12 protein-coding genes are annotated in these 15606 nt (G+C 64.4%); 5 read left to right on the plus strand and 7 right to left on the minus strand.

Annotation, left to right across the window (positions count from 1 at the left end; all coding sequences use genetic code 11):
• Positions 1-65: 65 nt before the first annotated feature.
• The 3 genes from ACPDZI_RS01760 to ACPDZI_RS01770 form a co-directional block, all read right to left on the minus strand.
• Positions 66-1736, minus strand: coding sequence for a DUF342 domain-containing protein (locus tag ACPDZI_RS01760; protein ID WP_438833901.1), 1671 nt, complete (start codon positions 1734-1736; stop codon positions 66-68).
• Positions 1737-2171: 435 nt separating this feature from the next.
• The gene (locus tag ACPDZI_RS01765; protein WP_438833902.1) at positions 2172-3329 is read right to left on the minus strand and encodes a CinA family nicotinamide mononucleotide deamidase-related protein; all 1158 of its coding nucleotides are present in this window, start codon (positions 3327-3329) and stop codon (positions 2172-2174) included.
• 58 nt (positions 3330-3387) lie between these two features.
• Positions 3388-4626: an HD-GYP domain-containing protein gene (locus tag ACPDZI_RS01770; RefSeq protein ID WP_331414488.1), complete on the minus strand. Its 1239-nt coding sequence runs from the start codon at positions 4624-4626 to the stop codon at positions 3388-3390.
• 145 nt (positions 4627-4771) lie between these two features.
• On the opposite strand from ACPDZI_RS01770, the gene metA reads away from it, so the two are divergent.
• Positions 4772-5725 (plus strand): homoserine O-acetyltransferase MetA, encoded by a 954-nt coding sequence (metA, locus tag ACPDZI_RS01775; protein WP_011704462.1) that lies wholly within the window; start codon positions 4772-4774, stop codon positions 5723-5725.
• 8 nt (positions 5726-5733) lie between these two features.
• Here the strand turns inward: metA and ACPDZI_RS01780 are convergent, their stop codons facing one another.
• Positions 5734-6252 (minus strand): cyclin-dependent kinase inhibitor 3 family protein, encoded by a 519-nt coding sequence (locus tag ACPDZI_RS01780; RefSeq protein ID WP_438833903.1) that lies wholly within the window; start codon positions 6250-6252, stop codon positions 5734-5736.
• A 159-nt stretch (positions 6253-6411) separates the two neighbouring features.
• On the opposite strand from ACPDZI_RS01780, the gene ACPDZI_RS01785 reads away from it, so the two are divergent.
• A complete protein-coding gene (locus ACPDZI_RS01785; RefSeq protein WP_011704464.1) occupies positions 6412-6882 on the plus strand; it encodes an Lrp/AsnC family transcriptional regulator in 471 nt (156 codons plus the stop codon).
• A gap of 57 nt (positions 6883-6939) precedes the next feature.
• Here ACPDZI_RS01785 and ACPDZI_RS01790 read toward each other — a convergent pair whose 3' ends face one another.
• Positions 6940-8904 (minus strand): LTA synthase family protein, encoded by a 1965-nt coding sequence (locus ACPDZI_RS01790; RefSeq protein ID WP_438833904.1) that lies wholly within the window; start codon positions 8902-8904, stop codon positions 6940-6942.
• 259 nt (positions 8905-9163) lie between these two features.
• Between ACPDZI_RS01790 and ACPDZI_RS01795 the strand changes: the two genes are divergently transcribed.
• The 3 genes from ACPDZI_RS01795 to ACPDZI_RS01805 all read left to right on the plus strand — a co-directional run bounded on the left by ACPDZI_RS01795 (position 9164) and on the right by ACPDZI_RS01805 (position 13378).
• Positions 9164-9421 carry a DUF2442 domain-containing protein gene (locus ACPDZI_RS01795; protein ID WP_438833905.1) on the plus strand — a complete coding sequence of 86 codons (258 nt, stop codon included), beginning with the start codon at positions 9164-9166 and terminating at the stop codon, positions 9419-9421.
• A 246-nt stretch (positions 9422-9667) separates the two neighbouring features.
• Positions 9668-11635, plus strand: coding sequence for a TonB-dependent copper receptor (locus ACPDZI_RS01800; protein WP_438833906.1), 1968 nt, complete (start codon positions 9668-9670; stop codon positions 11633-11635).
• Positions 11636-11758: 123 nt separating this feature from the next.
• Positions 11759-13378, plus strand: a complete 1620-nt coding sequence (locus ACPDZI_RS01805) for an alpha-amylase family glycosyl hydrolase (RefSeq protein WP_408755827.1) — start codon at positions 11759-11761, stop codon at positions 13376-13378.
• Positions 13379-13432: 54 nt separating this feature from the next.
• On the opposite strand, the gene ACPDZI_RS01810 is transcribed toward ACPDZI_RS01805, so the two are convergent.
• Both ACPDZI_RS01810 and ACPDZI_RS01815 read right to left on the minus strand, forming a co-directional pair.
• Complete coding sequence (locus ACPDZI_RS01810; protein WP_175610280.1) at positions 13433-13966, minus strand: MgtC/SapB family protein; 534 nt, start codon at positions 13964-13966, stop codon at positions 13433-13435.
• A gap of 24 nt (positions 13967-13990) precedes the next feature.
• Positions 13991-15433, minus strand: a complete 1443-nt coding sequence (locus ACPDZI_RS01815) for a RimK family protein (protein ID WP_198505709.1) — start codon at positions 15431-15433, stop codon at positions 13991-13993.
• Positions 15434-15606 lie beyond the last annotated feature (173 nt).

The raw sequence follows: 15606 nt of genomic DNA on the forward strand, positions 1-15606 counted from the left end.
GCCGAGTGTAGCGAAAATCACCGCCCGGATCACGACTGATGGTGCCGGACAGGCTCACTCTTGCGTCACTTGTGGGGTTCGTAGGGGGTCAGCTGCAGCTGATCTTCACGGATGGCGAAGTGGATGGGGCCGTGCTCGATGTCGACCCGGTAGTGGTGGTGAGCCATCTCCACTTCGACCCCGGGGAAGGCGTGCTGGGTGGCGATGATGTCCATCTCCGCCATCAGCTTCTGCAGTTCCTCCTGGGCCGCTTCCAGCTGTTCATCCAGCAGCTTGCTCTCCTCGAGATGCTGGATCCGGATCAGTTTGATCTTCTGCAGGGTCTGGGGATTGCGCTTGTCGCTCGGCAGTTGCAGCAACTTGAGCAGCAGGTCCTGCAGCTTGTCCAGCTGCTCCCGGCACTCCTGCTTGCGTTGGCGCAGCGCCTGCTCCTGCTCCTTGTGGGTGAAGTAGCCGCCGAGGATCTGCAGCCGGGTCTGGTTGTGGGCCGAGGCCCCCAGGATCGGCGCCATGATGAGGCGGTTGGCAATACTGATGCCCCCCAGCAGGTGGCCCTTGCGCATGCCGCTGTCACCCACCTTGAGATCCTGGCCGCTGCGGCTGTAGCAGTGGCTGAGCTGGGTCAGGATGTGGATGTCACCACCGGCCTCCAGCTTGGCATACTGGGCGTAGCTGGCGTGGATCTCGCCCTGGGCGTTGAGGTGGCAGAGGAACTCGTCACTCTGTTCGCTCTTGCGCCCAATGATGCCGTTGCGCACCGTGATGGTGCCGCTCGATTCGATGTAGCCCCCCTCGACGAAGCCACCGATCACCACGTCGCCGCTGGTCTTTATCTTCATGCCCGGGGTGACGTCGCCCGCCACGATCAGCGCCCCTTCGAAGATGACGTGGCCGTGGCGGATATCCACCTGCTTGACGCTCAGCACGTCGTCCACCTTCATGCCGTTCTTCTCCTGGCGCGGCAGGCCGGGGCGGCTGGCCAGCAGCAGATCGGAGTCATCCGGTGAGAGGAAGGTGCCCTCGCCGGCCACCATGGGGCTGTCCTTGCCATGTTTGGCGGGCAGCTCCTGGCCAGTGACGGTGAAACCCGGCACCCCCTGAGTGGCGGGGTGGCGGCGCATCAGCTGGGCACCGGCCTTGACGGTGAGAATGGTGCCGAGGTCGCGCATGTCGACCCGGCCGTGATCCAGCTCCTGAGGCTTGAGGATCCGCTCGGCCGGGGTCTCCACCAGTCGCTCGAAGCGGGTGTCCTGACCATTGACGGCGGCCTTGCCCTGCGCCACCGGCAGTCTGAGCAGGGTGCCCGGCGTCGCCTCCTTGGCGGCCAGTACGGCGGCGGCGATGAGCGGCGCCTGCACCCCCTGACTGATCTCGCTGCTCTGGATCGCCTGCTCCAGCTGTTCGCTGGTGAGGTATTTGCCACCCCAGTCGGCGGTGATCTGTGCGGTGGCGCTCATCCGGTCCTTCTCCACCACCAGCAGGACGCTGGCATCGTGGCGCTGGGCGATGGGCACCGGGTTGCCGGGCACAGGGGCGGTCGGGTTGCTCAGCAGGGTGTTGAGCAAGCTGATGGCCTGCTTGATCCCCTCCGTCAACGGTTGATAGCGGCGGCAGTTGGAGGCCAGCAGCAGCGTCTGGATATCGCTCTCCGAGATGGGGTTGGTCAGCCCGGGCACGATGCGCAGGCAGGCGTATTCCATATCGGCTGACAACAGTAACCACTCTTTGCTTAACACCCGGATCCCTTCCTTCGTGCGCGTCCCTATTGGAACAGCTGCTTGTTTTCAGTTAATCGGCATTTTGTTAAAAATGCGAATCATCAACATGGTGCTGGTCTGCAGTATCCAGACATTTCTCCTTTTTGGTCAATGAGCTAAGCACAAATGGGTGAGCTGGGACGAGGAAATGAAAAGTAACAGGGAGTATGCTGACGACACCATGAGCCTGTCTGCGAGCCGCTCTCGGCTACCGTCCGACGGGGAAAGGGGGTGTCCCCGGGCGGATCTGCCACCGTGAGAGGAGTGTCGACCTTGCGTCATTGTCTGCTGCCCCTGGCCGCTCATCGTTTCAAGAAAAGTCTGGATTGATGTCCCGCGAGGGGTGAGAACCTGGTTGCTGGTTGCTGGTTGCTGGTTGCTGGTTGCTGGTTGCTGGTTGCTGGTTGCTGGCTCTCAGCGGCTGGCGGTGCGGGCCAGGGTGCGGTAGTCGCCGAGCACCGCCAGCCCCTGCAACTGGCGGCGCAGCATGTCGAGGGCGGCGAAGGCGAGGATCCGGCGGCCGCTGTCAGGATCCGGGTGGCTGACCTTGAGGGTCTGGCCGTGCTGTTGCCCGTCGACACAGAGCAGCAGCGGCACGCCGTCCGGACCAGAGCTGCCTATGGTCAGGCTGAGGGGGGCCGCAGGCGCCGCCAGTTGCACCAGTTCGCTGGCCAGGGCGTGGCTGAAGCTGGCCGTCAGGGCCGGATGCGGGTGGCACATGGCCAGCAGGGCGCCCCGGCTCTCCCCTTCCAGCAGCGTCAGCGGCCTATCCCCCAGCAGATCCAGGATCTGCTGCGCCGGCTCCTCATCGCCCCGTCCTACCAGCCAGGGCTCGATGGCCGCAAGCAGCCGCGCCTCGGCGGCGTCCATGTCCGCCGTGCTGGCGCCGTGGCCGATCAGCTTCAGCTCGATGAGCGGCATGGAGGAGCGGTAGCCGAGCTCGATGCCGGTGGGCCAGGGAGCCGCATCCAGCATGTCGCTGAGGGCCGACTCCGAGACGCCGAAGGTATAAAAGCGGCGCAGTTCGGTGTCGGTCTGCTCGCCGGCCAGCGCCTTGAGGCGCGGCATGATCTGCTCGCGCACTATCTGCTTGAATTCGAATGGCACGCCCGGGGTGAAGAAGAGCCGGCTTGGGCCCTGATGGCCTGCGTGGGTGACCACAAAGCCGCAGGCGGTACCGACCGGGTTGTCGAGGATCTCGCACCCCTGTGGCAGCCAGGCCTGCTTGGCGTTGCTGGCGGGCATGGGCCTGCCACGGCTGGCATAGCGCGCTTCGATGGTGGCGAGCCAGTTGGGAAACAGGGTGAGTGGCTGAGCGAAGGCCTCGGCTGCTGCCTGGGCGGTGAGATCGTCGGCGGTGGGGCCGAGCCCGCCGCACACCAGCACCACCTCGGCGCGGCTGGCGCTCTCTGCCAGCACGGCCTTCAAGTCCTTGAGGTTGTCCCCCACGGTGACGCGGCGGCGCACCTGCCAGCCCTGCTCCAGCAGCAGGGCGCTGAGCCAGGCGGCATTGGTGTCCACCACCAGGCCCGTCACTATTTCGTCTCCGGTGCTGATGATTTCGATGCGCATGGCGGGCTCCTTGGGGCTGACGGCTGGGCTGGGGTGGCCACCTGGGTAGCCGGGTCGATCAGGGCTTGGTGTGTTCGAAGTAGTAGCTGATGCGGGTGCGCGGGTTGAGGTACTCAAACACCGCCGGCGGCAGTCGCTTGGGATGGATCACCTTGGCGATGGAGAGCTCGGCCTGCTGCAGGTCGATGATGGCCGCCTCCTGGCGCGGGATGCGCGGATCGTACACCAGCACCGAGGGATAGAGCAGGCGGGAGGCGTTGACCGACATCACCAGCCCCACCTGACCATTGGAGAGCTGTACCACGCTACCGGGCGGGTAGATCCCCATCAGCCGGATCAGCATGCTGAGGAACTCAGGATTGAACTGGGCCTTGCGCTGCTTGTAGAGGCCGCTCAGGGCCGAGTAGGGCACCTTGGCCTGCATGTGGCAGAGGTTATCGTACTCGTTGATGAGCGAGACGATCTGGGTGAGCGGGTCGAGCTGCCCCTTCTTGAGCCCCTCCGGCCCGCTGCCGTCCAGGTATTCGTGGTGGTGCAGCACTATGCCCTTCGCCTCGGCCGGGAAGTCCTTGGCCAGATTGAGCAGATCCAGCCCGTAGCGCGGGTGCTGGGCCATCAGGTTCTGCTCCGGCTTGGTGAGCGGCTCGGTCTTGCGCAGGATCTGGCTCGGAATTTTCAGCTTGCCGATGTCGTGGAACAGGGCTCCCATGCCGACCTGGCGGATCTCGTCAGCCGACATGTTGCACTCCTTGGCCAGCAGCATGCTGAGCACGCTGACGTTGAGGGAGTGGAAGTAGAGGTTGTTGCCATCTTCGCTGTCGGAGACCAGGTGCAGCACCATCTCGTCCAGTGACAGCATCTGCTCGGTCATGGCGTTGACCAGCTCCTGCGCCTCGCCGATGGCGTTGAGGGGGCGGGACTGGATCTTGCTCATCACGCTGCGCACCTGGGCCAGCGATTGCTGGAACTGCTTCTCGCACTGCTGCAGATCGCGGCGATACTGTTGCAACTGCTCGATGCGGCGCTCTTTCTCCAGCTGCATTTCAGCCTGACGCTGGGAGGTATCCGGTGCCTCTACCGGCTGGGTCTGGATCTGGCTCAGCGGTTTGGGCGGGGCATCGCTCTTGTCGGGGATGATGGTGACGAGCTTGAGACCGAGCCGGCGAATGAGCTCGATCTCCTCTTCATTCTTGAGTTTGAAGCTGGAAAACAGGAAGGGGTGTTCGCGCCAGCCAAGTGGCAGAGAAACGTAATTGCCGACTTGCAGCCGGTCTACTGAAATCTTGATACCTGTCATTGTCTTGGATGCGAGAGACACACTGAGCCGTATGCTAGTCAAAGGTGGGGGTGAATACAAAAGGTATCTGATGACAGGTCGGGTGGCTTTGTTATAGGCTTCTGGATGTCCAGACATATTTACCGATGCAGTACAGGGAGTAAGCATGCCGATCAAGATCCCGGATCAGTTACCCGCCGCCGAAGTGCTGGGGCAGGAGAACATCTTCGTGATGACGGAATCCAGGGCCGTCACCCAGAACATCCGCCCGCTGCGGGTGTTGATCCTCAACCTGATGCCCAAGAAGATTGAAACCGAGATCCAGCTGATGCGGATGCTCTCCAACTCGCCGTTGCAGGTGGACGTGGATCTGCTGCGCATCGACGATCGGGAGTCGAAGAACACGCCCCAGGCGCACCTGGAGAACTTCTATCACGACTTCGAACAGGTGCGCGGCAACAACTACGACGGCATGATCATCACCGGGGCGCCGCTCGGGCTGGTGGAGTTCGAGGAGGTGGTCTACTGGCCGCGCATCGTCGAGATCATCGAGTGGTCCCATCAGCACGTGACCTCCACCCTGTTCCTCTGCTGGGCGGTACAGGCGGCGCTGAAAGCCCTGTACGGCATGGAGAAGCAGACTCACGGCGAGAAGCTGTCCGGGGTCTATCGCCATCACCGGCTCGACGAGCACGAACCGCTGCTGCGTGGCTTCGACGACGAGTTTGTGGCGCCTCACTCCCGCTATGCGGCGTTCGACGGGGATCTCATCCGCGCCCATACCGATCTGCAAATCTTTGCCGAATCGGCAGAGGCCGGGGTCTATCTGGCGGCCACCAAGGATTGTCGTCAGGTGTTTGTCACTGGTCATCCGGAATACGATGCGCTGACCCTGGATGGCGAATACCAGCGGGATCTGGCGGCCGGGCTTGAGCCCGTCATTCCGGTCAACTACTACCCGGACAACGACCCGACCCGGACCCCGCGCGCCAGCTGGCGCAGCCACGGTCACCTGCTGTTTTCCAACTGGCTCAACTACTACGTCTATCAGCTCACCAGCTATCGCGTCGAGGATATCGGCAAGGTGTTTACCTATCAGCAGAACTCGCCGTCGAGGTAGGGACTGGCTCAGTCGCCCTCGGCCAGCCGCGCCGCCAGCCTGTCAAGCCACTGGCGGTGGCAGGCCAGGGTGAAGGCTTTGGGCCGGTGGGCCCGGATGGCGGCCATCGCCTCCTGCTGGGGCTGGCCCAGGCTCATCAGCAGAGCCGCCGCCACCAGCCCGGTGCGGCCGCTGCCGCCCTTGCAGTGGATGACCAGGTGTTTGCCGTCCCGCAGCAGTCCAACCAGGGCTGGCAGAGCCCGCCGCCAGGTGGCCTCGAAGGCGGCATCGGGAGCCTGATCGTCTTCGATGGGCAGCTGGAACCAGCGCATGCCGGCGGCCTCGATCTGCTGGCCAAGCGTGCCGAGTTCGAGCCGGGCCAGTTCGGCGTCGGTCATCAGGGTCAGCACGCCGTGCGCCCCGGCCAGCTTGAGCTGGCCCAGCGCCAGCGGCAGCGCCACCTGCTGGGTGCCGGGGCAGGGGGTCAGCAGCAGTTGGCCATCGACGCGGGGGACTTCCTGGCTCCAGAAGGGGTGAGACGGGTGCATAAAGATCCTTATGACGCCAGAAACGGCGAGGCAAGCCGGGCCTGACCCGGTTTTTGAGTGCGCCAAAGCATAGGGGGCGCGGCCCCGATGTCAATCTGCGTTGTGTTCGGCCCGGTTTACGGGCAGAGTCTAAAAAATTGAGCGGTTCAAGGAGTAAAGATGAGAAACCTGGATCAACTGGATCTGGATATCCTGGCCCATCTGTTTCGCGATGCGGGCATGACCAACAAGGATCTGGCCGCGCTGGTCGGGGTGGCGCCGTCCACCTGTCTGGAACGGGTACGCAAGCTGCAGCAGGACGGGGTGCTCAAGGGCGCCCACTGCGAGGTGGATTACCAGGCCCTCGGCGGCCATATCCAAGCCATGGTGTCGCTGCAGCTGGCCCGCCACAGCCGCCAGATCATCGATGCGTTTCGCGACGCCATCCTGGCCCTGCCCGAGGTGATCAGCCTGTTCCACATGGGCGGCAAGGATGACTTCCTGGTGCATCTGTGCGTCGCCGACACCGAGCACCTGCGCAACTTCGTGTTCGATCACTTCACCTCCCGCGAAGAGGTGGTGCACCTCGAGACCTCGCTGGTGTTCGAGCACAAGTTCAGCCGCTCGCTGCCCTGCTTCCTCAACACCTGACGCCCCGTCTGCCTCCTACAAAAAACCCGCCAATCGGCGGGTTTTGTTTTATTGCGCTCAGTTCAGCACGGTGCGGGTATCCGGCGCCGTCCGGTAGAGCCCCTGCTGGTAGGCGAGGCTGCCCCACAGCGCCAGGCCGAGGGCCGCATCCTTCATGGTGGCCGGCTGCGGCGCCGGGGTGAGCGTCTCTGTCGCATCCTCATAAATGAAGCCTTCCGGCGCTCGCTCAGGCTGCAGGATCACCACGTCCTTGCCGCGCATCAGGGCGAAGTTCTTGTCGTACTGCATGATGGCGCGCCCCGGCCAGTCGGCGGGCATGCGGGTCAGATCCTTGCCGAGCATGGGGTAGTCGGCGCTGATCCCCATCAGGGAGAGCAGGGTCGGCGCCATGTCGATCTGGCTGACGATACGCGGATCCTGTCTCGGCGCTATGCCGTCACCCACTATGACCCCCGGAATGTGGAAGCGGGGGATGGGCACCAGGCTGGCACCGCTGACCCGGCTGTCGTGATCGGCGATGACCAGGAACAGGGTGTCCTTCCAGTAGTCCGACTGCTTCGCCTTCTTGAAAAACTCGCCGATGGCGTAGTCCGCGTACTTGGCGGCGTTGTTGCGAGTCTGCTTGGGCTGCTCATAGAGGGCGATGCGATCGTCGGGAAACTCGAACGGATCGTGGTTGCTCGAGCTGAACACCAGGCTGAAGAAGGGCTTGCCCTGCTTGCTGAGCGCCCGGAAGGTCTCGTCGGCCTTGGCCATCAGATCTTCGTCAGAGGCGCCCCAGGAGCCCTCGAACACCGGATTCTTGAAGTCCTTCTGCTCGACGATAGTGGTGAAGCCGTTGCCGAGGAAGAAGCTGCGCATGTTGTCGAAGTGGCTCTCGCCGCCGTAGATGAAGCTGGTGTCGTAGCCCCGCTGCTTGAGCAGATCGGCGATGGTGAAGAAGTTGGTCTGGCTGCGGCCGAGCTTGACCACGGCCTGGGCCGGGGTCGGCGTGAAGCCGGTCAGCACCGCCTCGATGCCGCGCACCGAGCGGGTGCCAGTGGCGTAGAGCTGCTCGAACGCCCAACCCTCTTTCGACAAGGCATCTATGTTGGGGGTGAGCGGCAGGCCGCCGAGGGAGCCGACGAACTGGGCGCCCAGGCTCTCCTGCAGCAGGATCACCAGGTTCTTCGGCTTGCCGCCGTAGCTGGCCTCGTTGAAGGTTTGGCTGGGCAGGATGTCGGAGCTGAATTCATGGGATTCGCGCCCGCTCTCCTGGCGAACCAGATCCAGAATGCGCTGGCGGGGCAGCTCGCCGTAGAACTGGCTGGCATCCTCCTCGGCCCGCATCTGCTTGATGGCGAAGAACAGGGAGTAGGAGGAGTTGACGGTGAGCGCATTGACCAGCGGATCGCTGGCAAACGCCACCATGGCCGGGTTGAGGGCGCGGTGACCCAGGCTGGAGCGGGCACCGAGAAAACCGATGGCCAGGATCAGCAGGGCGAAGGCGGGCCGCCAGTACCAGCGCGGGAAGCTGATGCCGCGCAGCAAGCGGCCGCTCAGCCACCAGCCGCCCGCCAGCACGGCGCCGCTGAACAGCAGTGCCAGCATCAGCTCGCCCTTGCGGCCGGCCCACAGCATGGCGAACACTTCTTTGGGATAGATGAGGTATTCAATGTAGAGGCGATTGGGCCGCACCCCGTACTCGGTCACGAAGGAGGGGGTTGAGATCTCCAGGAAGAGCAGCAGCCAGAGCCCCAGGGTCAGCCAGACCCGGATGAACTGCAGCCAGGCACGGCCCACGGCATGGGGGCCGGCCAGCAGCAGGGTGAACACGGCGGGCACGCCCCACAGCCAGCAGAGGGTGGCGAAGTCGACCCGCAGCCCCTGCAGCAGCATCTCCTGCCAGCCGGCGACGGCGTCTACCCGTTCCAGCTGCCAGAGGCCGAGCGCAAGCCGGCTGGTGGAGAGAGATACGAGCGCGATCAATGAAAAAATGGCGATGGGCCAAAACGGTCCCAGCCATCGTCTGATAGTGGTCATTGTTGTTCCTACAAGCCTGTTTGCACCCGTCCACGAGCGCATTGTTTTTATATTGCAGGGTTATGACAGCGGGCCCGGGGAAAGGTTGCGTGTAGGTGCTGTTTAAAAGGATGTTTTGGCACGATTTATGATTTTTATGTGAGGGCGCGCAGGGATTGAAGACAGCATAAACGGCTGGAAAAACTGTGATCCTGCTGGCAAAGCGGTGCGGGGGGCTTATCTATAATGGCGCCGAATTTTCTCAATCGGAGCCGAAGGGATGCCGGTCTTTATCGATGTGGAATATTTGCAGGGGTGGAGCCTGTTCGTGGTGCTCTCGGACGGTACCACGGGGGCGCTGGACCTGACTCCCTGGCGCACCCAGCCGCTGTTTGCGGCGCTGGATTTGGAGCGGCGCTGCGCCCGGGTCTTCATCAATCGCCACCACCAGCTGGAGTGGCCCGCCGGCTGCATCCTGTCGGCCCACGAGGTCTATCACCTGATCAAGCCCATCGACGAGCGGGAAGCGTTCAGCTAACCCCCTGTTTTTGTGAGCCATCCCAAGATTCCTGTAACGGGAATGTTTGAGCGTTTGCCTTCCTTACCCAATTTGGGTAAAACCTGCGCAACATTTTGCCAACCCTAGCTTGGCTTCGCCTTAGAGGGCTTGCCGCCACTGCGCCGCAGGCCTTTACTGCAGCCTGACTGCAAACCTTCCAGCAGCTGAATGGTTTTGGCGGTTGGAATTAAAACAACAATATAAACAGAGAGATAAGGAAAGAGTATGGCTTGTCATATGCGCACCCCGCTGGCCCTGCTGGTGGGCGGTTTTGCCTGTCACGGCGCCGCCGGCCAGGAGCCGGTCCAGCAACTGGAGCCCATGGTGGTGGTCGCCAGTCGTCCCGCCAGCACCCTGGAGGTGACCCTGGATCCCAAGAAACCGGGCTCCCCCATGCCAGCGGCCGACGGTGCCGGTTACCTCAAGAACGTCACCGGCATGAGCATGGTGCGCAAGGGGGGCTTGGGTGGCGATCCCGTACTGCGGGGAATGGGCATGTCCCGCCTCAACGTGCAGATGGATGGCGGCATGCTGGCCGGTGGCTGCGGTGGCCGGATGGACCCGCCCACCGCCTACGTCTTTCCTCAATCCTTCGACCGGATCCGGGTGCTGAAGGGGCCACAATCCCTCGAGCAGGGGGCGACCCTGGCGGGCACCGTGCTGTTCGAGCGGGACAGGCCCGAGTTCACCGCCCCCGGCGTCAAGGCCGAGGCATCGGCGCTCTATGGCAGCTTCGGGCGTGACGACCAGATGCTGGATGCCACCGTGGGGGCGCCGCAGGGCTATCTGCGCGGCCAGTTCACCCACTCCGACAGCGATGACTATCGCGACGGCCACGGCGACAAGGTGCGCTCTTTCTACCGGCGCGAGAACGGCACCGCCCAGCTTGGCTGGACGCCCAGTGAGCACACCTGGCTCGAACTCACCGCCGAGCGCAGCAACGCCCGCGCCGCCTATGCGGATCGCACCATGGACGGCCCCATGTTCGATCGGGAATCCTTCGGCCTCAAGCTCAGGCAGGAGCAGATCAGCCGCCACTGGCAGCGCAGCGAGCTGACCCTGTGGGACAACGACATCGACCACATCATGGACAACTTCAGCCTGCGTCCGAACAGCGGCATGAAGATGCTCTCCAACCCGGACCGGCGCAACACCGGCGGGCGCTGGGCCAACGACATCGCCCTGCCGGCCGACTGGCTGCTGACCGCCGGGCTCGACAGCAACCGGGATCAGCACCGCAGCCGGGGCGGTGTCGACTATGCCACCAAGGATCGCCAGCGCACCCTGCGTTTCGAGCAGCAGGGCGGCTTTGCCGAGCTGGGCCGCCAGCAGGGGGCTCACAGTTACAAAGGGGGTTACCGGCAGGACAGGGTTGAGACTACCCGTTATGGCGCGGGGGATCAGACCCTCTACAGCGATACCCTGACCCTGGACAGCGGCTTTGGCCGCTACGAATACCAGTGGTCGCCGGCCTGGTCGAGCTACCTGGCCTGGGGCCAGGCGAAACGGGCTCCGGACTACTGGGAGCGCAGCAAGGACAGCGTGCCCTTCATCCTCAACCCCGAGCGCAGCCGCCAGTGGGACGCTGGGCTGGCCCTGCGCAGCCGCGAATTGGATCTGACCCTCTCCCTCTTTAGCGCCGACATTCAGGACTATCTGCTCTATAACAACAAGTCGAACAAGGTGCGCAACATCGACGCCCAGACCCGTGGTGGCGAGCTGGAAGGACGCTGGCAGTTTGCCGAGCAGTGGCGCCTCGACGGCGGTCTGGCGGTGGTCTATGGCGAAAACCAGAGCGATCACCTGCCGCTGGCCCAGATGCCGCCGCTCGATGGCAAGCTGGCGCTGGGCTGGCAACCAGCCGAGGCGTGGAACCTGACCCTGCTGGGCCGCGCCGTGGCCGCGCAGGATCGGGTTGATGTGGGCTCCGGCACCGTAGCCGGTCAGGATCAGGGGGAGACCCCAGGCTTCTTCACCATGAACCTGAGCGCCGCCTGGCAGTTCCAGCCGGGCTGGCAGCTGTCGGCCGGGGTCGACAACCTGTTTGACACCTTCTACTACGAGCACCTCTCCAAGGCGGTACACGCCAGTCAGGCCGGGCTGGGCTACGAGCAGGTAGGGCGGATTCCGGAGCCGGGCCGCGCCTACTGGCTCTCGGTCAGTTACCGTTTCGCCTCGGCCGGCGTGCTCTAGGTCGGCGCGCCAACCGACTGAGCCAGGTAACGTTTTCAGTCACAGACCCGTGCGGACGGGGCCGCTATCATGGCCCCAGTGCGGCGCTTTGGGCGCCGATACCACCACAGCGGGAACATAACAATGAAACAAGGAACGTTGCGCCATGGCGGCCTCATCGGGGCCGCCCTGTTATTGACGGCTTGCGGCAGCGGAGGCGGGAGCGGCTCCAGCGAGCCCCAGCAGCCCCCGGTCACCAACCCGCCGCCGGCCACCGCCAGCCGCGCCTGCTACGGCAATGATCAGCCTGCCTGCAATCTGCGCACCTATCAGGTGATGGTGGAGTCGTTCGTCGACGGCGACGGCAGCGCCAACTACGGCGTCGGTTACGGCCCCTCCCAGCACAACGGCGATCTGCAGGGGGTCATCGACAGCCTGGACCATATCAAGAGCCTCAACGTCAACGCCATCTGGCTGACCCCGGTGTTTGACTCCTGCGCGGGACAAGGCGGTGACGACAAGCTGGATGCCACCGGCTACTTCGCCTGCGACTTCTTCAACGTGGACCCCAACTTCGGCAGCAACGTCCAGCTCAAGAAACTGGTGGACGGAGCGCATCAGCGCGGCCTCTACATCTTCCTTGACGGGGTGTTCGGCCACGTCAACAAGGTGGGGGTGAGCAAGCCTTCGCCCGAGGGACGGCTGCCCGCCCTCAAGAGCGGCGGAGCCGGTTATCCCGGTCAGCTGGTGGATTACAGCCAGCCTCAGAGCCTGGCCTACTTCAAGGAGGTGGCCCGCTATTGGGTCGAGCAGTACGGCATCGACGGCTGGCGCCTCGATCAGGCCTATCAGCTCGGCCTCGACGACTGGCGCGCCATTCGCAGCGAAGTGGAACGGGCCAGCGCGGCGCGCAAGGCCGCCGGTCAGCAGTGGGGCACCCTCGGCTACATGGTGGGCGAGGTGTGGAAGGGCGCCGACGACATTCGCGCCGAGGCTTACGGCAGCAGCGACAACCCGGCGCTCTCGTCGGCGTTCGACTTCCCGCTGCGCTACGGCCTGGTGCAGGCGCTGGCGGTGGAGGAGTCCGGCAAGGGCGGGCAGGGGGCCAGCGTACTCGACGCCAGCTGGAACAAGGTGGAGAACTACCCGAATCACGCCATGCCCAACCTGATGCTGGGCAATCACGATCTGGTGCGCTTCGGCGATCTGCTGGAGCGCGGCAACTTCAATCCGGCGGATTACTGGCAGCGCCACAAGGCGGCCTTCAGCTTCCTGGCGGCCCGCTCCGGCCCCATCACCCTCTACTACGGCGAGGAGTTTGGCGACGAGGTGCCGGGTTTTGCCAAGCAGGTGGGAGGCGACTGTGCCGTGCAGGGGCTCTGTGACGATCACGTGGCCCGCAGCGATGGCAAGGTGCCCGGTGTCACCGGCTTCGTGCCGAGCAGCGAGCAGAGCGAGCTGAAACAGTGGCTCAGCCAGCTGCTGGCCCTGCGCGCCGCCCACCCCGCCCTCTATCAGGGGGAGCGGGTCAAGCTGGTGGCCGAGGGGAGCGTCTATGGCGACATCAAGCAGACGGCGGCAGAGCAAGTAGTCTACCTGCTCAACGTCTCCGGCACGCCTCAGAGTTACGCGGTGCCGGTCGGCAAGCTGCGCAGTGCCAGTGCCCTGGTGGATCTGCAGAGCGGCGAGAGCCTGGCCATCGGCGGCAGCAGCGTGACGGTGGATTTGCCGCCGCTGAGCGGTCGCTTCCTGCTGGTGCGCTGAGCGAGGTTGGCAACAAAAAGGGCTCCGTGATGGAGCCCTTTTTCATGGGGGAAGTTACTTCTCGATACCGCTGCCGAGTTCGTCCTGATGGGGGGCGGCCTGTGCGTGGCCATTGCCGTGCCGCCAGCTCTCCAGCCGGTTGTGCACCCCGCGGCGCAGGCTCTTGAAGCTGGTCTCCAGGTAGTCCACCCCCACCAGAATGGAGAGGGTGACGCCGGTGAGCAGCAGCGCCTGGTGCAGCATCTGCATGCCGATGAGGGCGCCGAGGGCGGCCAGCATCCAGACGGTGGCCGCGGAGGTGACCCCCAGTACCTGCCCATCCCGGGTCATCATCACCCCGGCGCCGAGAAAGCCGATGCCAGTGATTAGCTGGCCCAGCACCCGCGCTTGATCGGCGCTCTGGGGGCTGAGGGCGGCACCGATGGCAAGAAAGCAGTAGGTGCCGAGGATGATGAGCGAGGAGGTGCGGATGCCGACCGGCTTGCCGCGCAGCTGGCGCTCCAGCCCCACCAGAGTGCCGCACACCAGACAGACCAGGATGTTCTCCCAGCCAAGGGGCGCAATGTCCCACCAATCAGTCGTCATCATATCCACCTCTGCTATCGATGCTTGTTATCCGGCCGCGCTCTGCCCCCGGTTTTCCAGCCGCTGGCGGAAGGCGCGGGCGAGGCGCTCGTAGAGGTCCTTTGCCTCTCTGTCCTCAATATCGCCACGTATCCAGGGATTGTCGATGATTTCCAGCAGCACGCAGTCGCGCCCCTGCTGGCGCAGGTCGACTCCGAACAGGCCGTTGCCGAGCTGATGCACCGCACGGCGGGCAGTTTGCAGCACCCGCTCCGGCACTTCGTTGAGCGGCAGGGCTTCGATCCGGCTCATGTCGAGGGGGTGCTTGCGGCGGCGGATGCGGTTGCCGGGCTCGGGGCGGAAACGGCGGCAGGCAAACAGCGGCGAGCCATCGAGAAAGCCGATGCGCCAGTCGAACTCGGCGGGGATCCGGCTCTGCACCAGCAGCAGGGCGGAGCGGGCCAGCCCCTCGTCCAGCAGGCGAGCCAGCTGCTGCTCGTCGCTGGCCATGGCGAGGTCGCGCCCCTGTGCGCCGTCGGGCACCTTCACCATCAGCGGCAGGCCGAGCCGCTGCACCAGCTCGTCAACGTGGTGGCGGCCGCGGCGGGTCACCACCATGGTGGGCGGCATGGGCACGCCGCTACGCACCATCAGCTCGTAGAGATAGAGCTTGTTGCTGCAGGCGAGGATGGCGCGGGAGCTGTCGATCACCGGCATCTTGAGCTGCTCGGCGCGGCGGGCAAATTCGAAGGTGTAGTGGCCGACCGCCGTCTCGGAGCGCAGCCAGAGGGTATCGAACTCCGGCAGCCGCTCGATGGCAGACGGCGCCAGGATCTCGGCCCGGATCCCCTGCGCTGCGGCTGCTTTGATAAAGCGCTCCAGCGCCACTGCATCGCTGCTGGCGCGGCCGTCGTTGGGGTCGACCAGAATGGCGAGCTGATAGAGCGGCGCCGCCTGCTCCTCGTCGCCGGTGCCCACCAGTGCCTGGGCGTGGTGCAGCATCAACTCTTTCTCGCTTGGGCTCAGCGCCAGCGGCGACAGGCTCTGCTGCTGGCGCACCGACCAGCCGTGGCGGCCGCGCTTGAGGGTCAGCTCCTGCAGCGGCAGCTGGCTCAGGCCGTAGTAGTAGCGGGCCAGCCCCGCCAGCTCGCTCTGTTCGCACTGGCCGAAGATGGCGCGCACCCGGATTCGGTCCTCGCTCTGCTGGGCCAGCCAGCCCTGCAATTTTCGCCACAGCTTGGCCGGTGGCTGCTGGGGTTGCAGCTGGCTGATGGCCTGCAAACCCGGCAGGCAGTGGTGGCCGCGGGCCTGGGCCAGCAGCGAGCAGTAGTAGCCGGCACTGAGGTGCTCCAGATTGCGGCAGAGGTTGATGATGCGGGGGCGGCCGCCGGTGGTGGGCACCCCGTGTTGCAGGTAGGTGCGGGCGGTCAGCAGATAATCGGCATGGCAGGGCCAGTCGCCCAGCTCTTCGACGATGACGTAGGTACTCATATTTTTCGGCTCCACAGATGAAACTGCCTTAAGCGGCAGGATCCCCAGTGGGCTTCGATGCACCGACAAGCACGACAATGGCGCGAGGGGAAACAAGAGGTTACAGTGCCTAATATTCTGCCTTGGTAACTTGTGATACAAGTCGCATTTTTGGTGCTGAGGATAAATAACCG

Source organism: Aeromonas oralensis (genome assembly GCF_049665575.1).
Taxonomy (GTDB): domain Bacteria; phylum Pseudomonadota; class Gammaproteobacteria; order Enterobacterales; family Aeromonadaceae; genus Aeromonas; species Aeromonas hydrophila.